This window comes from Croceicoccus sp. BE223, assembly GCF_031457155.1.
Taxonomy (GTDB): Bacteria; Pseudomonadota; Alphaproteobacteria; order Sphingomonadales; family Sphingomonadaceae; genus Croceicoccus.
The window spans coordinates 644968-665040 of the sequence record NZ_JAVDWB010000002.1; the positions used below are offsets into that span (position 1 = coordinate 644968).

A 20073-nucleotide genomic window follows, 5' to 3' on the forward strand; every position below is an offset into this window, starting at 1 on the left:
GCGATTCGGGCAAGGCCCGCAACGAACATGGATCGAACCGCCAAACGATGGCCGCTGCCCAGGGCGATGCAGGCCGCGCTGGAACAGGCGCAAATGGCCGGAGCCGCAGGCGAGGTGCCGGTCGGCGCCGTGGTCGTGAAGGACGGCGAGATCATCGCCCGCGCCCACAACGCACCCCGCGAATCGTGCGATCCGACCGCCCATGCCGAGATGCTGGCGATCCGCCGGGCCGCGGCGGCGCTCGGCGCGGAACGGCTGACCGGCTGCGACCTCTACGTCACGCTCGAACCCTGCCCGATGTGCGCCGGGGCCATCGCCCACGCCCGGATCGCGCGAATCTATTACGGTGCCTCCGACCCGAAGGGCGGCGCCGTCGAACACGGTTGCCGCACGTTCGAGCAGCCGACCTGCCTGCACCGGCCCGAAGTCTATGCGGGTATCGGCGAGGAAGAGGCCGCATCCCTCCTCCGATCCTTCTTTCAGGATCGGCGAGCGTGACGCTGAAGCACCCGCGCTACGCCCTGTTCCTGGCGGTGGCGGCGCTCGCCTTTGCGGTCCTGCGCCCGGCCCTGCCGCTCGTGGAGGCGATCGTCGCGGCGTTCGATGCCGGGGTGGCGGTATTCGTGCTGAGCTGCGTTCCGCTCTGGCGACACGGCGGTCCGGACGCGATGCGGGCGGAGGCGCGACGCGACGACGCCGGGGCGGTGCTGCTTCTTTTCCTGACCGCGTTGGTCAGCGCCGTGATCCTCGTGGCGATCACGCAGCTCGCGCTCGACAAGCAGCGGCTGGGACCGGGCGATGTCGCGCTCCTGGTGGGGACGCTGCTGGCCAGCTGGATCTATGCCAACCTCATCTACGCGCTGCACTACGCCCGGCTCTATTACGCGCCCGCGGGCGAGCGAAAGGCGGCCGAGGGCGGGCTCGACTTTCCAGGTGACGAGCCGCCGGGATTCGCCGATTTCGTCAATTTCGCCTTCGTTATCGGCATGACCTGCCAGACCGCCGATATCGACATCACCCGGAGCGGCATGCGCCGGGTGGCGACCTTCCACGGCCTGTTCGCCTTCGTCTTCAACCTCGGCGTCCTGGCGCTGACCGTGAACGTGCTGGCGAGCTAGAGAAGTTGGAAATCGAGCCCGATGTCGGCGGCCGGCGCGCTTTGCGTCAGGCGGCCGACCGAAACATAGTCCACGCCCGTGGCCGCGATCGCGCCGATGGTGTCGAGGTTGACCCCGCCCGAGGCTTCGCACGGCACCCGGCGCGCGACGAGGGCGACCGCCTCGCGCAGCATCGCGGGGCCCATGTTGTCGAGCAGCAGATGCGTGGCCCCTGCCCGCAGCGCCGGTTCGATCTGGTCGATGCGGTCGACCTCGCAGATGATGTCGCGCACGCCTGCCCGCACGGCGCGGCCCACCGCCTCGTCCACCGAACCGGCGACGGCGACGTGGTTGTCCTTGATCATCGCCGCATCCCACAGGCCCATGCGGTGGTTTTGCGCGCCGCCCATCCGGGTCGCGTACTTTTCCAGGTGGCGCAGGCCCGGAATGGTCTTGCGCGTATCGAGCAGGGCCGCGTGGCCATGCATCGCGGCGACGTAACGGGCGGTCATCGTGGCGATGCCGGAAAGGTGCTGCACGGTGTTGAGGGCGCTCCTCTCCGCCGTAAGCAGCGCGCGGGCAAGGCCCGACAGGCGCATCAGGTCGGTGCCCGCGGCGACCACCTCGCCCTCGCCGACAAGCACCTCGACCTCGCATGCCGGATCGAGCGCACGGAAGAAAGCGGCAGCGATGGGGAGGCCCGCGACAGTGATCGCGTCGCGGCTGTCCATGACGCCCGAAAAACGCGCGTCGGCGGGAATCACGCTATCACTGGTCACGTCGCGCCCGCCGCCCGGCAACCCCTTGCCCAGATCCTCGGCAAGCGTGTCGCGGACAAAGCGGTCGAGGTCGAAGCCGGTGAGGGAGAATGTCATGAGAAGGCAGTGCTACCGGAAAGCGAAGAACTCAAGAGCAACCGCAAGGCCGAACCGCCGCCCGCGCTTGTGAGAAGAAGCCAAGCCGGGCGGATGCTCGGCCCCCGGACCGTGAGAATGCCCGGCCAAAAAGCCGGGCCGACACGTCAATGCACGAACCGTGCGACGACGTCGCGGTAGCTGCGGCTGACCTTCACCTCGGCCCCCGATCCCAGCACCAGGAAGCATTCGCCGTTGGTGTGCGGCTTGACCTGGCGAACCTGGTTCAGGTTGACGATGGTCGAGCGGTGGACGCGCTGAAAGGCGCGCGGGTCGAGCCTGCGCTCGAGATCCTTCATCGTTTCGCGCAGGACCAGCGAGTTGTCGCCGGTGGAGATCACCATGTAATCCCCGGCCGCCTCGATATGTTCGATGGAATCGACGTCTACGCGGAAGATCTGGCCGCGATCCTTCACGTTGAGCATCTTTTCGTAGCGGGTATCGGCGAGGCCCTCGTCGTCGGGCATCTGGTCCATGGCGTCGGGCGCGACTTCGGCCAGCACGTTCTTCAGCTTCTCGGCTTCTTCCAGCCCCTTGCGCTCCGTCAGGCGGGTTCGCGTGCGCTCGATCGCGTCGGCGAGGCGGTCTTCCTCCACCGGCTTCATCAGGTAGTCGACGGCATTGGCCTCGAACGCCTTGAGCGCGTGTTCGGAATAGGCGGTCACGAAGATGAACAGCGGCGGATCGACGTCCATCACGCCCTTGACCACGGAAAACCCGTCGAAACCGGGCATCTGGATGTCGAGGAAGACGAGGTCGGGCTTTTCCGTCTTGATTGCGCGGATCGCCTCGCGCCCGTTGGAGCAGGTCGCGATCACCTCGATGTCGCTGAACGGCTCCAGCCGAAGCTGCAGCCCCTGGATGGCGAGCTTCTCGTCGTCGACGAGGATGGTGCGGATAGTCATGAGATCGGGTCCTGTGACGGTTTTCAGGTGGAACGGGTGGCGGGCGACATGGTTTCAGCCAGCCGCCGGATGCCCTCGCGGGCGGCATTCCCGATGGGCGTGGAAGCGGGCTCGTCCTCGTCGCCGAGTTCGGTTTCGTAGGGTATCTCGATGATCACCGCGAAGCCGTCCTGCGGGCGGGAGCGGATCTCGAAATGCTGCTGGTCGCCATAGGCCTGGGCAAGGCGTTCGGAGATGTTGGCAAGGCCCACGCCGGTGGAGCGGTGCCCGTCGCCGTGGACGGTGCCGATGACGTCGTCCGGGGTGCGCCCGCGCGGGATGCCGGGCCCGGTGTCGGACACGGTGATGCGCAGCCGATCGCCGATGCGTTCGGCGCGCACCTTGATCTCCGCCCCGCTTTCCTGCGTGCTCACCGCATACTTGATCGCGTTCTCGACCAGCGGCTGGAGGAGCAGGGAGGGAAGCAGTGCGCGCGCGGCTTCGGGCGCGATGTCGAAGCGGGTCCTCAGCCGCTCCTCGAACCGCATCCGCTCGATATCGAGGTAGAGCTTCAGCGTGTCGATTTCCTGCGCGATGGTAACCCGCGCGGTCGGCTGGTTGATCAGGGTGTAGCGCAGGAAGCTCGACAGGCGCGACAGCATCGCGTTGGCCGGTTCGGTCTGCTTCAGCAGGACCAGCGTGCTGATCGAATTGAGCGTGTTGAACAGGAAGTGCGGATTGAGCTGATAGCGCAGCATGGCGAGCTGCGCGCTGGTCGCCTGGTTTTCCAGCGCCAGCAGGCGGTCGTTCGCCTCTTCGACCTGAAGGTAGAAGTTGATCGCGTAATAGAGCGCCGACCAGGCGCCGAGCAGCGTCAGGTCGAGATAGAGCACGCCGAGGAACAGCTGCGCGAAACCCGAATCCGCCTGCGGGCGATAGAGAGTGATGACCCACGAATCGATGAACGCATAGACGCCGACCGCCGCCGCCAGCACGACCGCGGTGCCCGCCCAGGTGACGATGGCGCGGCGATACAGCAGCTGGCGATAGACGACCGAGAGGATCAGGCTCAGGGAGAAGCCGGTGACCGTGGCGATCGCCACGAGGACGAGAAAGGAGAGCGGCTGCGCGTTGGCGAGGCTGGACATCGCACGAAGGATCATCGCCCCGCCCCAGCCCAGGGCCTGCAGGCGCCAGAAGGCGCGGTTCTTGTCGGCGAAAAAGGGGACGGGTTTGACGGGCAGTACGGACATGCCCAACGAATAGCCCATTCCGCGCCCGCGCGACAGCGTGCGCACAGGACCGAGCGCCGCGCTCCAGATCGAAGGGAATTTGCGCGCCGCGCGGATCATCGACCCGACTTGGGGCTCTTTCCTTCCGGCGGGAAGCGGCGCGACCAGTCATATCCGCCGACACGGCCCGGTTCTGCGGCGAGCAGAGCGATCTCCGCCTCGACCCCGGCCAGCCGTTCGTCCCACGCATCGTGCGTCGGGTCGAGGAAGCCGACGTCGTTGGCTCGCGCCCAGCCCTTCATGAAGGCGGCCGCGCCCCGCGTGTCATAACCTGCGTTGGCCATCAGCCAGACCGCCAGCCGGTCGGCCTGCCGTTCGCGGGCGCGCACCTTGCTCCAGCCGCGCCCGTCCCGCAGCGCCAGACGGACGTGACCGAGCAGGTTGTGCGCCAGTTCGTGCGCGACGACGAAGGCGAACTGGTTCTCGTCGGCCAGGTCCAGCGCCATGCGCGCGCTGACCAGCACGCGCCGCCCGTCGGCCCTGGCCGCCTCTCCGCCGGTCTGGATCTCGAAGCGGCTGGCGCAGGCGGGCTTGCCGGGGATCCTGACCAAGCGTCCGCCGCCGTCCGCATCGTCCACCCCGATGACAACCCAGCCATTGCGGGCGAGCGAGGTGTCGACGAGGTCGAAAAGCGCGGTCTGCCGCGCGAAGCTGCCCGGCGCGGCGGGGGGCAGGTCGCTGTCGGTCACGGTGTCGACGATGGTGCGGACCGGCTCTCCGGCTTTCAGCCCCGCCTGCTGAGCCGGGGAACCGGCGGCGACGGCTCCGACGATGACTTGCGTCGAGGGCGATACGCCGAACGCGGCGCGCGCCAGGTCGGGCCGTTTCCAGCCCTGCAGGTCCTGCAGAAGCACCCCGGTCGCGGGTGCGACCTCGGGGCAGAATTCGCGATTGCCGTGCGCGAGCCGCCAGCCCGCGGTCTGCACCCGCTCGTCCAGACGGGTCACGACATGGAAGGGATCGTCCGTCTGGTCGGCCTGCGCGAACGCGGGCGGCGACGAAAGCGCCGCAAGCAGCGCCGCGAGCATCGATGCGGCGCGGCGCGGCAGGCGATCAGCCGCCCTGGCCGCTCTTTTCAAGGGCTTCGGCAAGCTGCGACTTGGCCAGGGCGCCTTGCAGCGTCGTATTGCCGACCACCCAGGCGGGCGTTCCGTCGAACTGCAACTGGCTGGCATAGGCGCGATTGGCCTCGATCTCGGCGCGGACCGCGTCGCTGGCGATCGCCTTCTGCGCCGCGGCGATGTCGAGACCGATGGCTTTCCCAACCTTGGCGATGGCATCCGCGGTCGGACGGCCTTCGTCGTACATGGCGCGGTGGAAGGCTTCGTACTTGCCCTGTTCGGCCGCGGCGAGCGCCCACTTGGCCGCCTCCACGCTGTCCTGCGACAGGATCGGGAATTCGCGAATAACGACCTTGAGATCGGGGTTTTCGGCGATCAGCGCATCGACCGCGGCGACCGACTGGCGACAGTAGCCGCAGGCATAGTCGCTGAATTCCACCAGCACGGTCTTTCCGTTCGGATTGCCGAGCACGGCACCCTTGAAGGGCGTGGCGACCTGCTCCTGGATGCCGTCCATCGCCGCGAGGGTTTCCTTCTCGCGCAGCTTTTCGACGATCTCGGGCAGGATTTCGGGGTGCTTGAGCAGGTAGTCGCGGACCACCGCCTCGATCGCGACGCGTTCCTTGGCATCGAAACCGGCATCGCGCACCGCGCTGTCGGCCGCGTTTTCCGGCTCCGCCCCGCGGGCCGATACGATCCACGCCGCGCCAAGCGCCAGCACCACGAGAAAAACGACGGCTGCGGCGATGCGCAGCGGTTTTGCGGCATAGGTCATGACGCCATCCTACTTGCGCTTCTTGTTTCGTTCAATCTGTGCCCGCGCTTCGAGCTTGATGTCCTGCGCGCGCAGCCAGTCGACGCTTTCGGCGGGCAGGCCGGCTTCGGCGGCGGCGGCATTCTGCATCGCCGCGGTGGCCTGGCCGGTCATCATCAGCTGTTCGGCGCTGGCAAGGCGGGCGCGGGGCGTGTCGCCGCGATCGGCGTAGATCCGGCCGAGGAGATACCATGCCGTGGGATTTTCCCGGTCGCGGGCGACGGCGTTGCGCAGGACCCGTTCCGCCTCCTCGCCATGGCTGCGATCCTCTGTCGCCAGCAGCGCATGGCCCAGCATCGTCGCGATGAGCGGCTGGTTGTTCGACAGCTCGACCGCGCGGCGCAGCGGGGCCAGGGCTTCGGCCGGTTTGCCCGATTCGAGCAGGACCTGCCCCTTCAGTTCGAGGAAATAGGGATTGTCGGGCTCGACCAGCAGCAGCGCGTCGATTTCCGTCACCGAGCGCCCGATCAGCGATTCCTTGTTGTAGGCGAAGGCGCGGGCGTAATGCGCCGCGACCGACTGGTCGGTCGTGGGATAGGCGTTCAGCGTGTCCTTCGGCTCGGCCTGATAGCCGTAGAGCTTGGCCTTGATGCGGCGAAAACGGTCTTCCAGCTTCGCGTCCGGGCTCTTCTGCCACGCCGGGTCCTTCTCGTACACGGCGGTCAGCGTCTCGATACGGTCGCGGCTGAGCGGGTGGGTGCGGAAGAAGGTGTCTTCCTGGCTCGCGTAGTAGCCCGCGCGGTGTTCGAGCGCCTGGAGCTTCTTGAAGAATTCGAGCGAACCGCGCCCCGACAGGCCCGCGCCCGAAAGGTACTGCGCGCCGGCAAGGTCGGCCGCCGATTCCTGGCCGCGGGTAAAGGCGAGGAACTTGCCCATCGCAGCCTGCTGTCCGGCGGCGAGGACGCCCATCGCCGCCTCTCCCGCCCCGGCAACGGCGGCGGCGGCGCCGAGCAGCAGCGAGAGGATCGAGATGTTGCTCGCTGCCTTCGCCCCGTCGGAAAAGCCGATCACGTGGCCGCCGGTGATGTGGCCCAGTTCGTGCGCGATGACGCCCTGGACCTGCAGCGCGCTGTCCGCCTCATTGATAAGGCCCGAATGGATGTAGACCGCCTGGCCGCCCGCGACAAAGGCGTTCACGGTGGGATCGTTGATCAGGATGATGTCGACGTTGCCCGGTTCCAGCCCGGCCGCCTTGATGAGGGGCGCGGCCATGTCGTCGAGCAGGGCCTCGGTCTCCGCATCGCGCAGGATCGACTGCGCCAACGCCGGGCGCGCGCCCAGGAGACAGAGCGCGAGCAGGGCGGCGACGAGCGCCAGTGGGCGGAAAAGGATCTTGTGCATGGACCTTGTCGCTTCCCGGACTGGTGCCGGGGCGCTGAACAAGGGCTTAAGGACAAAGCGCCGCGACCTCAAGCCGGGGCTGCGCGACGGTCACCCCGCGTCCGGGCCGGGCGTTGTGATCGCCTCGACGATGTGGGCGGTGTCGCCGCTTGCCGAAAGACCAATGCGGGCGAGGAAATCCTCGCCCACGTCGAAGGTCTCGCCCAGCCACAGCGGCACGCCTGCCGCCTCGATCCGGGCGACGGCCGCCAGTTCCTCCGCGGTGTGGGGATCGCCCGTCTTGCGGATGAAGATGGCGGCAATCCGCCCCGGATGGTCGTGGGCGAGGTGGGAGTAGGCGACCAGGTCGCCTTGCGTGTCGTCCCCGATCAGTGCGAAGCGCATCGTCGGATAGGTTGCCAGCAGCCCGTCGGCGGCGAGCCGCTTGTGCGCCCCGTGCCCGGCCGAGCCCATCGTCGCCCTGTCGAAATCCCAGTCGCGCAGATGTATCGGGCCGACGGGAAGCCCCCGCGCCTGCATGAAGGCGACGAGATAGGAGAACAGGTTCCATGGGCTCGAAGAGATGTAGAAGAACGGCCGCCACGGCGCGGCCAGCTGCTGCCCCGGTCGCTCGGCGGGGTCGGCGAGCGGCGCGCCGGTGCCGGCCAGTCGCCCGTAGAGCGTTCCGGCGTGGGGAACTTCGGTGCGATCGCCTGGCATCGTCGCCAGCAGCCGGCGCCAGTTGCGCATGACCTTCGCGGGGCCGCCGGTGATGCCGGTCTCGATGATCGTGTCGTCGATGTCCGAGATCACCCCCAGATCGCATTCGCGTCCGGGGGCGAGCACATAGCCGTCCGCGCTCTGCGGGCCGTGGCGGTTAACCCATTCGAAGCGCACCGTTTCCCACGCGGTCGACGCGGGCCGGGGCCAGCCGGGCAGGTCGACCGCGATGTGGGCATAGCCTTCGTCATCCGCGACGACGGCGTGGCGGTATTCCCGGCCGTCAGGTCCGCCCAGCACCAGCGTCATCGGCAGTTCGGGATGCTCGCGAGAGGCGAATTGCGACCACAGGGCGCGGAACTTCGCGAAGTCGCTCCGGTGGTCCCAGCTGGGCGCGCGGGCGAGAAGGGCGCGGGCGCTGATCGTCAGGCGGGTCTCGTTGCGATAGCCGAAAAAGGGAAAGACGTGCGGGGGATGGACAAGCATGGATTGGCAACGTTGCGGGCGGCGTTTGGTGCCGGCGGCCATGCCGAAGGGCCGGTCAACCCTCGCCCCGTTCCTCCAGCCGGTCGAAGGCGCGCTTCATCAGCTTGTTGTCGAACGGGATCTCGCCGAGCAGCACGACATTGCCCGAAGTCATGCGGCGGGCCATCAGCAGGGTGAACTCCGGCCCTTCGTCACCGATCGTGTCGAAGGTGCGCGGCGCGATCGCCCGCAGCCTGCGGGCCAGCGGCGCGGGCAGCGGCTCGATCTCGCGCGTCAGCTGAGCGCGGGTGGCGGCCTTGGCCAGGTCGGCGGCGATCTGTTCCGACAGCTGCGTTTCGGCAACCTCTTTCCAGTTGAGCACCCCGTAGATGTGATCGATCGTCACGTCGTCGCTCGAAAACGGCAGCAGGATGCCGCGATAGACGATCAGTTTGCCCTGCCGGTTCACGAACTCCGCCTCGAACCCGATGGGCGACTGGCGGGCGAGAATCTGGACGTAGTGTTCGGTAATGCGCGAGATCAGCGATCCGGCCGGAACGTCGGACAGCTGGCCGACAAAGCCATGGCCCGCGATGCCGCATTCATCGGCCAGCCGCGCGCCGAGGTGAAGGACCACCGGGTCGTCGATTCCCGCCGCGAAGTTCAGCAGCACCGCGTGGTCGCCGAAATCGCCGGCCCGCGAAGGATCGAAGGCACGGATGTCGGGAAAGCAGCGATCGGCCAGCAGGTCCGCCCACAGGTTGTAGGCGCGCACCTGCATGCGGCGTTCGTCCCGTCCGATGGCGGGCGGCGGAGCCTCGACTTCGCAGCGCGGGGCTGGCCGGCTCAGCCGCGGGGCGGCCAGCACGCCGGTTTCGCCATCGCCCGGCAGGTCGATCGCTCCATAGCCCTGCCGCCGCCAGCTTTCGGCCAGCGCGCGGAACCCACCGCGTGGCGTATCCATACGAGTCCCCAATCGAGTCCGGCAGTCGATGCCGAACCAAGCCGGGACTATGCGGCGAGGAGGGTAAACGCCCCGTTAAATTCCTGTCATTTGTTTAGCCGACCATCAGGCCGCGGCCGCGATCGCCCGGGCGCGGGCGAGACAACGCTCCGCCTCTTTCAGGTGCAGCCGTTCGACCATACGACCATCCATTCGAATAGCGCCGACGGTCGCGTTGGCGGGATCGGCGATGGCGGCCACGACCGCCCGTGCGTCGGCCACCTCGGCCTCGGTCGGGGCGAAGACGCGGTTGGCCACATCGACCTGCCTGGGATGGATCAGGGTCTTGCCGTCGAACCCGTTGTCGCGGGCCTGGGCGCATTCGGCGGCCAGCCGGGCCTCGTCCTCGATCGCGTTGCACACGCCGTCGAGCACGGCCAGCCCATGGGCGCGGGCGGCAATCACCGCCTGGGTCAGCACCGGCTGGAACGCGGCGCGACCGGGCAGCTGTGCGATGCCTGTGTCCTTGGCGAGGTCGTTGAGGCCCAGCACGAGGCCGGCCAGCGGCGTCGCCTTCGCGGCGGCCGCGATTTCGGCGAGGTTGAGAATCGACAGCGGCGTTTCGATCATGATCCACAGCGCGACATCGTCGCCGATCGCGGCATTGCGCATGGCCGCGGCAATCGCGGCGACATCGGCGGCGCTGTCCACCTTGGGCACGAGAATCGCGTCGAGCGGAACCCCCTGCATCGCGGCGAGGTCGTCATGCCCCCACGGCGTGCCGAGCGCGTTGGTGCGCACGACCCGGTTACGCGAACCGAAGCCGCCCTCGCGCAGCGCGGCGGCCACGGCCGCGCGGGCCGCCGCCTTCATGTCGGGCGCGACCGAATCCTCGAGGTCGAGGACGATCGCATCGGCGGGCAGGGTGCGGACCTTGGCAATCGCGCGATCGTTCGATCCGGGCATGTAGAGGACCGAGCGAAGCAGCAGGGGAGTGGTCACCGTGACAGGCCCTTGATACGAAAGCGGTTCACAGGATGTAGCGCATCCGGATCGGCTGGCTGACGTCGCGCTCCGCAACCTCGAAGGCCGCGGCGGAAAACGGCGGCGGGCCCATGCGGACCGGCGCATCGCGCGAGAAGCCGAAGCCTTCGGTCGGGATCATCAGCGCCTTGTCGATCTTGCCGTTGGCGTTTTCGTCATGGAGCAAGGCGATGGCGTAGCGCCCGGGGGCAACATTGCGAAAGGCGAAGCGTCCCGCCTTGTCGGCTGGGACGGACAGGTCTTGCCCGCCGGGACCGCGACAGTCTGGGAAATCGGCCTTGAGATGCGCCATGCAGGCCGAAACCAGCCCCTTGTCCGACCGCATGTTGCTGACCGTCACGAAAACGTCGACGCCCTGCGGCGGGGTTGCGCCCAGCAGGGGCGCAGCGGCGAACGGCAGCAGCCAGCGGCTGTCCAGGCGTAACTTCGATCTCATCGTCCATCCCATCCTGGCCGCGCCAGTCCCGCATCGGTCCTACAGACCCGATCCCAGAAGCGGAAGTACAGGCCGTAGTTGCACCGGTACTTTTCGTGGTGCAGCTGGTGATGGCTCGCCGTTATCAGCCCTTTTCCTAAGCGGGAATGAACAAGCGAACGCGGAAAGATCTCCCACCCCATGTGGTTGGTGACGCCCATCACGGTCATCACCGTCAGCACCAGCCCCAGCATCGCGACATGGATCGGGATCAGGAACACGAGCGCCGGGATCACCACCGCGCCGGTTAGCGCCTCCCACGGATGGAAGGCCATCGCGGCCCACGCGGTCGGGGGGCGGCTGGCGTGGTGGACGGCATGGGCGACGCGGAACGGGCCGGGACGGTGCATCCAGCGATGGGTCCAGTAGAACCAGGTGTCGTGGACGAAGAGATAAGCCAGCACCGAAAGCGGCAGTTGCCACAGCGGATAATCGCCCCAGTCGGAGTAGATCAGGGTCCAGCCCCGCTCGCGCCAGCCCCACGCGACGATCCCGGCAGGGATGCCGTAGATCGCGGCGGAGATCAGCGACCAGCGAAACTCGCTGCCCATCTGCGGGCCGAGCCCGTCATAAAGTCCCGGACGCACGCGCCGCGTGGCCCAGGCGAACCCTCCGCTGGCCAGCACGTATCGCACCGCGACGATGACGGTCATCGCCACGGCGGAAACAGCTGCGGCCACGATCGCGGCGCCGGCGGTCGTGAGGGATGCGGGGTCGGCGGACATCACCACGCCCCTTACCCCGTGGCGCCGGCTTCGCAAAGCCCGCCCCCGCTCCGTTCAACCGGCGAATTCGCCGCCCCACGGCGAACAGTGCGGGTCAAGCTCGACCTGTCGGCGACGCAGGGCGCAGCGGGCCAGTCGCTCGATCTCCACCTTCCTGCGCGCGGGCGCCAGTTTCAGCAACGGGGCCGGACGCAGGATTTCCGCGTCGTAGCCATCGGCGACGATCACGCCGCAACGATCGGGATGGAAGTCGGCCGTTTCGAGGCATTGCCGGTCGAGTTGCGGCGAAAGACCCCAGTAGAACCGGTCGCAATGGTCGAGATAATCGGTCCACTTGCCGTCACCCAAGAGGTCGGCGCGGCTGACCTTGATCTCGACGATCACGACCTGCCCGCGCGAATCGATGCCCATAAGATCCGCGCGCCGGCCGCCGATCAGCGGCATTTCGGCAATCGACCATATGTCGTTGCGAGCCATCAGCCGGCCGATGCCGCGCGCCACGGCGGCGGCACCGGCAAGGACGGGCGAATCGGCATGGGAACCGGGAAGCGGGAGGGCATGAACAGAATCGGCCATGCCCGCGACAATACGGAACGAAATGGGAACAGCGCAAGCCCGTCAAACGACCTGCGGACAATTCAGGCGGCGAGCTCCTCCGGCGAATCGTGCGCCGCCAGCAATTCGCGCCGCTTCGTCTCGAACCGGTTCAGCAGGGCCTTGGCCGCCACTTTCGCCTCTGCCCCGTGTTCGCGGGCGCGCAGGATCGCGAAGAGGCCTTGCGCCATCATCGCGCCCAGATCCTCCGTCTCCGAAAGGACGTGGGCGACATCGGCATCGGGCATGCCGACCGGATAGAGGGCGAAACTGCGCTCTGCCCCCGAACCGTCCTTGCCCAGCATCTTGGCGATGGCGTCGGCCGCCCGGTGCATCGCCGCCCAGCGCGCGGCGAGGACATCTTCCTCGCAGCCGGCGGGCGTCCCATCGTCATAGCTCGGAAAGTCATGCATCGCGCTCATGAAGACGAATGTCGCACGCGCTCGTTGAAAAAGCCCTAACGTGCGCATGCGGGCGGCGAAAAAGGCTGGCAAGCGACAAAACCCCCTGCTAGTTGCCGCAACCGTTCCACCAAGGAACCGCGCACCCGTAGCTCAGCTGGATAGAGCGCTGCCCTCCGAAGGCAGAGGTCACAGGTTCGAATCCTGTCGGGTGCGCCAATCAACGGCAGACGTGCGCGCAAGCGCCCGTTTCGCTACCCAGCCGTTCAGTCCGCCCGCTGGACGGCGCTTAAACGGCGACCGCCCTTGTCCGGATTCTCGCGACGGTTCGATGCGCTCACGTCGCCGCGAGAAGGGCGAGCAAGTCGGCATCGTCGGACGTGGTGTGCGGCTGGCTGTCGAACACCATGGTCTGCGATCCGTCAGGCGTCACCGGCGACCAGCGGGGCAGGCCCGCTGCGTTGGGATTCCCGCTCCGCGCGAACGCAACCCACGCACCGGACATGGTGCTGGCAAGGCGCAGTGCGTCCGCGCCGCCGCCCGTGGCCTGGCTGGCCAAGGCCGCGTTGTCGAACACGAAGGGAATCTCCGAGCAGTGGTAGGCGCCCGGCAGGCCGTCGAACACCGGGGTTTCCCAATCGAAGCGGTAGCCATAGGCGGCAGCCGCACCGTCGCGGGTCCGTGCCCGGAGGCATTCCAGCGCCGTCTGGCGCATGGATGCCGACACCACGATGGCATGCAGCTCGACCGGCGTGGCCTCCGGAAAGGAGCGCGCCGCAGCTTCGTAGAGCACGGCCATGCGGTCCGGCTTGCCCAGAAACGCGGCAAGCCCGTCGATCGCCTGTTCGCGGGTCATGAACTGGGCCGCCGGATTGAACAGGGCCATGTTGAATTCGTGCAGCGTCGTGCCCGCCATCGTCGCGACCTGACCGGAAAGCTTGGCCGCCTCCGGCGAGAAGGGTTCGAGCGGGATCGAGCCCGGTTCGAGGCGGGGGGCGAACCCGAGCGAGGCGTCGATGTCGCCCTTGGGCGCTTCCCCGCGCCATTTCGTCTGGGCCGTGTCGATCGCCTTGGCCAAGAGGGGCATCGGCACCGACTGCAACTTGGCCAGGTCACCCTTGGCGATGCCGAGATCGTCGAGCACGAGGTTCGCGACGCGGGCGGTCATCTCCGGGCTGTAGAGCTTGGCGGCTATGCCGCTTTGCATGATGGCTTTGTGGAACAGGCCTTTTGCCGCGGGCATTCCCAGCAGGGTCGCGATCTTCATGCCGCCGCCCGATTGCCCGAACACCGTGACGCTGGCCGGATCGCCACCGAACTGGGCGATATTGTCGCGCACCCACGCCAGCGCGGCGACGATGTCGAGGATGCCCGCGTTGACCGCGCCTGCCAGTTCCGGCCTGGCCGCAGCGCCGTCCCATGCCGCACCGAGATCGAGGTGGCCGAGGCCGTTGAGCCGGTGGTTGATCGACACCACGACCACGTCGCCGCGTTCGGCGAGCGCCGCCCCGTCATATGCGGCGATCTCGTAGCTGGAGCCGGCGGTAAAGCTGCCGCCGTGGATCCACACCATGACCGGCCGGGGGCGCGAGCCTGCGTCCGGCGTCGCCCAGATGTTGAGGTTGAGGCAATCCTCGCTTTGCCAGCCATAGCGGTGGTTGAGGAGAAAACCCATCCGCCCGCCCGGCCCGGCCGCCGCCTGCGGGCAGGCCGCGCCATAGGCAAAGGCATCGCGAACCCCGGTCCACGGCTTGGCGGGGCGGGGCGCCATGAAGCGGTTGGCTCCGCCCGTATCGTCGCCATAGGGAATGCCCAGCCAACGCTGGACCGTGCCGATCTGGACCCCGCGAACCTTGCCCTGCTGACCGGTACGGATGGCGCTTTCCGGCATGGTCACGCTTTTCGCCGTTCTGGCCGACCCTCTCGCGTGGGCGATGCCGCCAAGGACCGCCGTCGATACGATGGGAAGTGCCGCGGCGGCTGCGATCACGTTCCGGCGGCTCAGGCCCGTTGCGTTGCTCGGCATTGTCATCTGGTCCCCATATCGTTCGATCAGCCATGACGACTGCGGCAGGATCGCGCTTGCGGGCGCGATGGACGCGACATTTGATCGCTGTGCGGACAATGCCGGATTTCGGTCTCGCTCGGCGCGCTCCCTTTTCAAGATGGCCTGCATTCGCGCGGCAAGGGGGCTGCGGCGGATGCTCACAAGAAAACATGGCCGGATACGGCCTCAGACAGGGAAGTTCACGATGGGATCGAAGCTGGTGGTTACCAATGCTGCGCTTCATACGCGCATTTCGCGACACATGGCGGCCGGCCTTTCGATAGCCGCACTCGCCTGCGCCCTGGCCGTTCCGGCGCAGGCTCAGGATGCCGGTGCGCAGGCAGAGCAGGAAGGCACGAAGGACGGCGAAATCGTCGTCACCGCGCGAAAGTTCCAGGAATCGATCCTCGAAGTTCCGCTGTCGGTGTCGGCCGTGACCGGAACCGGGCTCGAGAAGCGCGGCATCACGCAGGCTCGCGATCTCGAAGACGCGGTTGCGGGGCTTGAAGTCAGCGAGAACAACTCGGGCAAGTCCGACCGTTCGGTCCAGACCTTCACCCTGCGCGGCTTTACCCCGGCCAGCGGCGTCGAAAGCACGGTCAGCGTATTCATCGACGGGGTTCCGGTTTCCTCGACCACCGCTCTCCAGTCGATCGCCAGCCCGGCCCGCATCGAGGTCCTGCGCGGACCGCAGGCGGCCTATTTCGGGCGCAACACCTTTGCCGGCGCGGTCAACGTCGTCACCAGGGACGCATCGAATTCGTGGACGGGCCTTGCCGAAGCCACTTTCGGCACGTTCGACACGCAGCGGCTTCGCGCCGAGATCAGCGGGCCGATCGTCACCGACATCCTCTCCTTCCGCTCGAGCGCGGAATACTATCACACCGGCGGCCAGTACGTGAACGAGGCCGACGGCCAGCGCCTCGGCAAGCAGGAGAGCCAGGTCTACACCCTGCAACTCGACCTGACCCCGTCCGACGCCCTGCGCGTCAAGGCGTTCGGCATGCGCTCGCTCGACGATGACGGGCCGTCGGCGTCCGCCCTGATTTCGGCGTACGACATCGAGGACTTCGTCGGCAACGTCCTGGTGCAGGGGCAGCCGAACTGCGTGCAGAACGGCAATCCCTACTTCTGCGGCAGCATCCCGACGAAGATCGACCCGCTCGCCTACAATTCCGCCCTGACCCCGGCGATGGAAGCCCTGCTGGCCAATCCGACCAACCGGCTGAACGGCGTCGACCTCATCGACGGATACGGCATGGGCCGCGAATACGATCATGCCCACCTGACGATCGACTACGATCTCGGCGGCGGACTCTCGCTCGCGTCGCTGACCGGGTTCAACGAGGAACGCTGGACCATCCTCAACGACATCGACCACTACTTCTCGTCGACCTTCAACTACGGCTTCATGGTCGAGCGGATGCACCGGGACTGGTCGCAGGAACTGCGCGCCCGTTTCGACAACGGCGGTGCGCTGTCGGGCACGATCGGCGGCAGCTATCTCGACGCCAAGACCTTCGGCACGCTGACTGGAATCGCGTTCTCCACGCCTGCCGCGGTGACGCCCGCCGGCATGAGCGAGGCCGAAACCTACGGCATCTTCGGCGGGATCAGCTACAAGCTCAGCGATGCCCTCGAACTGAGCTTCGAAGGGCGGTACCAGGTCGACGAGATTTCCTCGTTCGATCCGGCCGGCAACCTCCAGGTTCGCGGCAAGTTCGAGAATTTCCTGCCCCGCGCCATCCTCGACTACCAGTTCACCGACGACCTGATGTTCTACGCCTCCTATGCCAAGGGCGTGAACCCTTCGACCTTCAACACCGGGCTGCTCCAGTATTCGCCCGAGGTCTACGAGGCTGCCGTCGCCGCCGGACTGACGCTCACCACCGAGCCGGAAACGGTCGACAGCTTCGATGCCGGCATCAAGGGTTCGCTGTTCGACGGAGCGATGAGCTTCGCTCTCGGCGGCTATTTCGCGGCGTGGAAGAAGCAGATCAACCGCATCAACCTCGTCGTCGACGTACCCAGCGAGCCCGATCCGGTTCCGGTTTCCGGTGTCGCCAACACGGGCCGCGCCGACCTTTACGGCGTGGAGTTCGAGGCTGTCGTCAAGCCGGTGCAGGGAATCACCATGAACCTGTCGGGCGCCTACACCGCTTCGGACATCAAGGCCTACAGCAACCTGCTCGTCACCTCGCTGACCGGCGTCAGCGATTTCAGCGGCAAGGAGATGCCGGGCGTCGCGAAGTTCACCGGCAACATCGGCGTGCAGTATGACGGCAGGCTGGGCGCAGGCGAACTGCCCTTTTTCGTCCGCGCCGATTTCTCGCATCGTTCGGGTCAGTGGGTGAACCAGGCAAACCTGCTCAAGACCGACCCGATCGACAAGGTGAACCTGCGCGCGGGCATCACGTTCGACGCAATCTCGCTGCAGGCGTTCGTGAACAACCTGTTCGAGGACAAGTCGTACACCGCCGCGAGCGACTACTTCGCCTTCACTTACAATTTTGCCTACTTCGGAAACAACTCGGCACTCCTCGCCTCGCTGCCGCAGAAGCGGACTGCGGGCGTGACCGCCAAGGTCAGTTTCTAATCGAATCCGGCCGGGCAGCTTAGCCTGCCCGGCCGGATCCGCGGCCGCCGACCGCGCCGCCCGTCTCCCTCCCTCTACGAACGTGCCCCGAAGCCGGCCCGACAAGGAACTGACGATGAAGTTCACCTCCGTTTGCAAGCCTGGGCTGGGTGCGTTGCCGGCGATCGCCCTTGCCGCGACATTTGCGGCGTCGGTTTCGGCCGAGGGGGACGAGAATGCCGCCTGGGATCGCGCTGAGCGCCGTGCGGAGGCGACGGTGCGGGCGATGACCCCTGCGGAAAAGACGATCCTCACCCATGGCGTGATGGCCATGCCGCCGACGACCACGCCGCCCGACGCGGTGCCGGGTGCCGGATATATTCCGGGGATACCGCGCCTCGGCGTTCCGGCGCTGAAGGAAACCGACGCCAGCCTGGGTGTGGCCTATGCCGCCGGGCTGCGAAACGACAACGCCACCGCGCTGCCGTCCGGGTTGGCGATGGCGTCGACATGGGACGCGGATCTGGTCGAGACGGCCGGGCGGATGATCGGCGGCGAGGCCCGCGCCAAGGGCTACAACGTGATGCTGGCCGGCGGCGTCAACCTGATGCGCGATCCCCGCAACGGTCGCAATTTCGAATACTTCGGCGAAGATCCGCTTCTCGCCGGGACGCTGGTCGGCCACGCCATCCGCGGGGTGCAATCGAACAGGATCATCGCCACCATCAAGCACCTAGCACTGAATGGCCAGGAAAACGGACGCCATTTCGCCGACGTGCAGATCAGCGAGGGCAACGCGCGCGAAAGCGACCTCCTCGCCTTCCAGATCGGGATAGAGATCGGCCAGCCCGGTTCGGTGATGTGCGCCTACAATCGCGTCAACGGCCACCAGGCCTGTTCCAGCGACTGGCTGCTCAACCGGGTCCTGAAGCAGGACTGGGGCTACAAGGGCTTCGTCATGTCCGACTGGGGCGCGGTGCCCGATCTGCAGGCGGCGATGAACGGTCTCGACCAGCAGTCGGGCGAGCAGCTCGACACGGAGGTGTTCTTCGCAGACAAGCTGGCCGCCGCCGCCGCGAACAGCCCTGCCTGGGCGCGCCGGCTGGACGACATGAACAAGCGGATCCTGACCGCGATCTACGCCAATGGGCTCGAGAGCCATCCCGCCCAACCGGGCGGCGCGATCGATTACGAGGCGAACGCCGCCATAGCCGAGGACGCCGCGCGCCAGGGCATCGTGCTGCTGCGCAACCGCGACAACATCCTTCCGCTGGCGAAGAGTGCCCGCACCATCCTCGTCGTCGGCGGCCTTGCCTCCACCGGTGTGCTGTCCGGCGGCGGGTCGAGCCAGGTCATCGGCGAGGGTGGGCCTGCCGCCGCGATACCCTTGGGCGGCACCGGGCCGTTCGCGGCCTTCGCGCGCATGAACTACCACCGCTCCTCGCCGCTCGCGGCCATCCAGGCCATGGCCCCGCAGGCGACCGTTCGCTTCCGCAACGGCCGTTCTGTCGCCGAAGCGGCGGCCGCGGCGGGCAAGGCCGACATCGTCATCGTCTTCGCCAACCAGTGGTCGGGCGAAGGGTTCGATCACGCCGACCTGACGCTTCCCGAAGGGCAGGACGCGCTGATAGCGGCGGTGGCCGGGGCCAACCCGAACACCGTCGTGGTGCTGCAGACCGGCGGTCCCGTGGCGATGCCGTGGCTGGACCGGACCGCCGCAGTCATTCAGGCTTGGTATCCCGGCATCCGCGGGGGTCAGGCAATCGCGTCGGTCCTGTTCGGCGAAACCAATCCGTCGGGCCGGCTGCCGATCACCTTTCCGGCTGGCGAGGCGCAACTGCCGCGCGTGAAGCTGGACGGGTTCGACCGGCTGGAGCCGGACTTCATCGGGCGCAAGCCGGAAGGGGCCGGACCCCTGCCGGTCGATTACGACATAGAAGGGTCCGACATCGGCTACCGCTGGAATGCGCGGCAGGGACACAAGGCGCTGTTTCCGTTCGGCTTCGGCCTTTCCTACACCACTTTCGAGACCGGCGGACTGCGGGTCGACGGGAAGACGGCCTCGTTCACGGTCCGCAACACCGGAAACCGCGACGGCACGACCGTGGTGCAAGTCTACCTGACACAGACGCCGCGCGGGCGCCAGCAACGCCTCGTCGGCTTTGCCCGCGTCGCCCTGAAGGCCGGGGAGGTTCGCAGCCTCTCCGTCCCGATCGAACCGCGCACCATCGCGGAGTTCGAAGGTGGACGCTGGCAGATCGACAAGGGGCGCCACGCCTTCGCCTTGGGCGCAAGTGCCGAAGATCTCTCGGCCGAGGTTCCGGTCGACCTGGCGGCAAGGCGCTGGAAATAGCGGCGTTACCGGGTTTGCGATTCGAACGTTTCGGCGGACCGCTGCGCCCTTCGCCCAGGTTCAGGTCTCGAGCCTGCCGATCAGTTGCCGCATGCGGTGACGGCTCGTCTCGCGGCAGGCGGGGAAGCGGGCGAACAGGTCGCGATCGGCTTCCCAATTGTGCAGGGCCAGCCAGGCCGCCCTTTCCACGCCTCTTGCGTTGATTCCGGGCGGGGGCGGCATGTCCCAGCCAGCACCGTGCCAGTCTTCATTGCCCAGGGCGCGTCCCAGCGCCGCGGCAAGCTGCGTGTCGATCGATCGCATGGTTCGAGAGATGCGCCGCCAATATGACAGTTTGGCGTCAGTAGCG

Annotated in this window: 19 protein-coding genes and 1 tRNA gene; 5 read left to right on the top strand and 15 right to left on the bottom strand. The window is 67.4% G+C overall.

The annotated features are described in order from the left end of the window. Positions 1-27 precede the first annotated feature (27 nt). Both J2X37_RS07135 and J2X37_RS07140 read left to right on the top strand, forming a co-directional pair. The gene (locus tag J2X37_RS07135) at positions 28-498 is read left to right on the top strand and encodes a nucleoside deaminase (protein WP_310019345.1); all 471 of its coding nucleotides are present in this window, start codon (positions 28-30) and stop codon (positions 496-498) included. Continuing rightward, positions 495-1118 carry a DUF1345 domain-containing protein gene (locus J2X37_RS07140; RefSeq protein ID WP_310019347.1) on the top strand — a complete coding sequence of 208 codons (624 nt, stop codon included), beginning with the start codon at positions 495-497 and terminating at the stop codon, positions 1116-1118. The genes J2X37_RS07135 and J2X37_RS07140 overlap by 4 nt, the downstream gene beginning before the upstream one ends. On the opposite strand, the gene nadC is transcribed toward J2X37_RS07140, so the two are convergent. The 13 genes from nadC to J2X37_RS07205 form a co-directional block, all read right to left on the bottom strand. Continuing rightward, complete coding sequence (nadC, locus tag J2X37_RS07145) at positions 1115-1972, bottom strand: carboxylating nicotinate-nucleotide diphosphorylase (protein ID WP_310019350.1); 858 nt, start codon at positions 1970-1972, stop codon at positions 1115-1117. The genes J2X37_RS07140 and nadC overlap by 4 nt on opposite strands. A 146-nt stretch (positions 1973-2118) precedes the next feature. Further along, positions 2119-2916 (bottom strand): LytTR family DNA-binding domain-containing protein, encoded by a 798-nt coding sequence (locus tag J2X37_RS07150; RefSeq protein ID WP_310019352.1) that lies wholly within the window; start codon positions 2914-2916, stop codon positions 2119-2121. Between the two features lie 23 nt (positions 2917-2939). After that, on the bottom strand, positions 2940-4148 hold the full coding sequence (locus tag J2X37_RS07155; protein WP_310019354.1) for a histidine kinase: 1209 nt from the start codon (positions 4146-4148) through the stop codon (positions 2940-2942). 95 nt (positions 4149-4243) lie between these two features. After that, positions 4244-5215 (bottom strand): M48 family metalloprotease, encoded by a 972-nt coding sequence (locus tag J2X37_RS07160; RefSeq protein WP_310019356.1) that lies wholly within the window; start codon positions 5213-5215, stop codon positions 4244-4246. Between the two features lie 25 nt (positions 5216-5240). After that, positions 5241-6023, bottom strand: a complete 783-nt coding sequence (locus J2X37_RS07165; protein ID WP_310019358.1) for a DsbA family protein — start codon at positions 6021-6023, stop codon at positions 5241-5243. A gap of 9 nt (positions 6024-6032) precedes the next feature. Continuing rightward, a complete protein-coding gene (locus J2X37_RS07170) occupies positions 6033-7403 on the bottom strand; it encodes a M48 family metalloprotease (protein ID WP_310019361.1) in 1371 nt (456 codons plus the stop codon). Between the two features lie 90 nt (positions 7404-7493). Beyond that, the gene (locus J2X37_RS07175; RefSeq protein WP_310019363.1) at positions 7494-8588 is read right to left on the bottom strand and encodes a phosphatase domain-containing protein; all 1095 of its coding nucleotides are present in this window, start codon (positions 8586-8588) and stop codon (positions 7494-7496) included. A 55-nt stretch (positions 8589-8643) separates the two neighbouring features. Beyond that, positions 8644-9531, bottom strand: coding sequence for a hypothetical protein (locus J2X37_RS07180; RefSeq protein ID WP_310019365.1), 888 nt, complete (start codon positions 9529-9531; stop codon positions 8644-8646). 105 nt (positions 9532-9636) lie between these two features. After that, positions 9637-10512 (bottom strand): CoA ester lyase, encoded by an 876-nt coding sequence (locus tag J2X37_RS07185; protein WP_310019368.1) that lies wholly within the window; start codon positions 10510-10512, stop codon positions 9637-9639. Between the two features lie 28 nt (positions 10513-10540). After that, complete coding sequence (locus tag J2X37_RS07190; protein ID WP_310019370.1) at positions 10541-10990, bottom strand: DUF2141 domain-containing protein; 450 nt, start codon at positions 10988-10990, stop codon at positions 10541-10543. Next, a complete protein-coding gene (locus J2X37_RS07195; RefSeq protein ID WP_310019373.1) occupies positions 10987-11754 on the bottom strand; it encodes a sterol desaturase family protein in 768 nt (255 codons plus the stop codon). The genes J2X37_RS07190 and J2X37_RS07195 overlap by 4 nt, the downstream gene beginning before the upstream one ends. A 54-nt stretch (positions 11755-11808) precedes the next feature. Continuing rightward, a complete protein-coding gene (locus J2X37_RS07200) occupies positions 11809-12330 on the bottom strand; it encodes an MmcB family DNA repair protein (protein ID WP_310019375.1) in 522 nt (173 codons plus the stop codon). A gap of 62 nt (positions 12331-12392) precedes the next feature. Beyond that, complete coding sequence (locus J2X37_RS07205) at positions 12393-12770, bottom strand: hypothetical protein (protein WP_310019377.1); 378 nt, start codon at positions 12768-12770, stop codon at positions 12393-12395. Positions 12771-12891: 121 nt separating this feature from the next. Here J2X37_RS07205 and J2X37_RS07210 point away from each other — a divergent pair. After that, positions 12892-12968, top strand: a tRNA-Arg gene (locus J2X37_RS07210). A 118-nt stretch (positions 12969-13086) separates the two neighbouring features. On the opposite strand, the gene J2X37_RS07215 is transcribed toward J2X37_RS07210, so the two are convergent. Continuing rightward, positions 13087-14640: a carboxylesterase family protein gene (locus tag J2X37_RS07215; protein ID WP_310019567.1), complete on the bottom strand. Its 1554-nt coding sequence runs from the start codon at positions 14638-14640 to the stop codon at positions 13087-13089. Positions 14641-15001: 361 nt separating this feature from the next. On the opposite strand from J2X37_RS07215, the gene J2X37_RS07220 reads away from it, so the two are divergent. Together J2X37_RS07220 and J2X37_RS07225 are read left to right on the top strand one after the other, a co-directional pair. Continuing rightward, on the top strand, positions 15002-17392 hold the full coding sequence (locus J2X37_RS07220) for a TonB-dependent receptor domain-containing protein (RefSeq protein ID WP_310019379.1): 2391 nt from the start codon (positions 15002-15004) through the stop codon (positions 17390-17392). Between the two features lie 115 nt (positions 17393-17507). Beyond that, positions 17508-19724, top strand: coding sequence for a glycoside hydrolase family 3 C-terminal domain-containing protein (locus J2X37_RS07225; RefSeq protein WP_310019381.1), 2217 nt, complete (start codon positions 17508-17510; stop codon positions 19722-19724). Between the two features lie 60 nt (positions 19725-19784). On the opposite strand, the gene J2X37_RS07230 is transcribed toward J2X37_RS07225, so the two are convergent. Beyond that, positions 19785-20027, bottom strand: coding sequence for a hypothetical protein (locus J2X37_RS07230; RefSeq protein WP_310019382.1), 243 nt, complete (start codon positions 20025-20027; stop codon positions 19785-19787). Positions 20028-20073: the final 46 nt, after the last annotated feature.

Excerpts from the sequence above, each read along its gene's own strand:
- J2X37_RS07150 (WP_310019352.1), bottom strand. The coding sequence starts at position 2,916 with ATGACTATCCGCACCATCCTCGTCGACGACGAGAAGCTCGCCATCCAG.
- J2X37_RS07220 (WP_310019379.1), top strand. The coding sequence starts at position 15,002 with ATGGGATCGAAGCTGGTGGTTACCAATGCTGCGCTTCATACGCGCATT.
- J2X37_RS07175 (WP_310019363.1), bottom strand. The coding sequence starts at position 8,588 with ATGCTTGTCCATCCCCCGCACGTCTTTCCCTTTTTCGGCTATCGCAAC.
- J2X37_RS07190 (WP_310019370.1), bottom strand. The coding sequence starts at position 10,990 with ATGAGATCGAAGTTACGCCTGGACAGCCGCTGGCTGCTGCCGTTCGCC.
- J2X37_RS07195 (WP_310019373.1), bottom strand. The coding sequence starts at position 11,754 with ATGTCCGCCGACCCCGCATCCCTCACGACCGCCGGCGCCGCGATCGTG.
- J2X37_RS07180 (WP_310019365.1), bottom strand. The coding sequence starts at position 9,531 with ATGGATACGCCACGCGGTGGGTTCCGCGCGCTGGCCGAAAGCTGGCGG.
- J2X37_RS07165 (WP_310019358.1), bottom strand. The coding sequence starts at position 6,023 with ATGACCTATGCCGCAAAACCGCTGCGCATCGCCGCAGCCGTCGTTTTT.
- J2X37_RS07155 (WP_310019354.1), bottom strand. The coding sequence starts at position 4,148 with ATGTCCGTACTGCCCGTCAAACCCGTCCCCTTTTTCGCCGACAAGAAC.
- J2X37_RS07200 (WP_310019375.1), bottom strand. The coding sequence starts at position 12,330 with ATGGCCGATTCTGTTCATGCCCTCCCGCTTCCCGGTTCCCATGCCGAT.
- J2X37_RS07230 (WP_310019382.1), bottom strand. The coding sequence starts at position 20,027 with ATGCGATCGATCGACACGCAGCTTGCCGCGGCGCTGGGACGCGCCCTG.
- J2X37_RS07225 (WP_310019381.1), top strand. The coding sequence starts at position 17,508 with ATGAAGTTCACCTCCGTTTGCAAGCCTGGGCTGGGTGCGTTGCCGGCG.
- nadC (WP_310019350.1), bottom strand. The coding sequence starts at position 1,972 with ATGACATTCTCCCTCACCGGCTTCGACCTCGACCGCTTTGTCCGCGAC.
- J2X37_RS07160 (WP_310019356.1), bottom strand. The coding sequence starts at position 5,215 with ATGCTCGCGGCGCTGCTTGCGGCGCTTTCGTCGCCGCCCGCGTTCGCG.
- J2X37_RS07170 (WP_310019361.1), bottom strand. The coding sequence starts at position 7,403 with ATGCACAAGATCCTTTTCCGCCCACTGGCGCTCGTCGCCGCCCTGCTC.
- J2X37_RS07215 (WP_310019567.1), bottom strand. The coding sequence starts at position 14,640 with ATGCCGGAAAGCGCCATCCGTACCGGTCAGCAGGGCAAGGTTCGCGGG.
- J2X37_RS07205 (WP_310019377.1), bottom strand. The coding sequence starts at position 12,770 with ATGAGCGCGATGCATGACTTTCCGAGCTATGACGATGGGACGCCCGCC.
- J2X37_RS07135 (WP_310019345.1), top strand. The coding sequence starts at position 28 with ATGGATCGAACCGCCAAACGATGGCCGCTGCCCAGGGCGATGCAGGCC.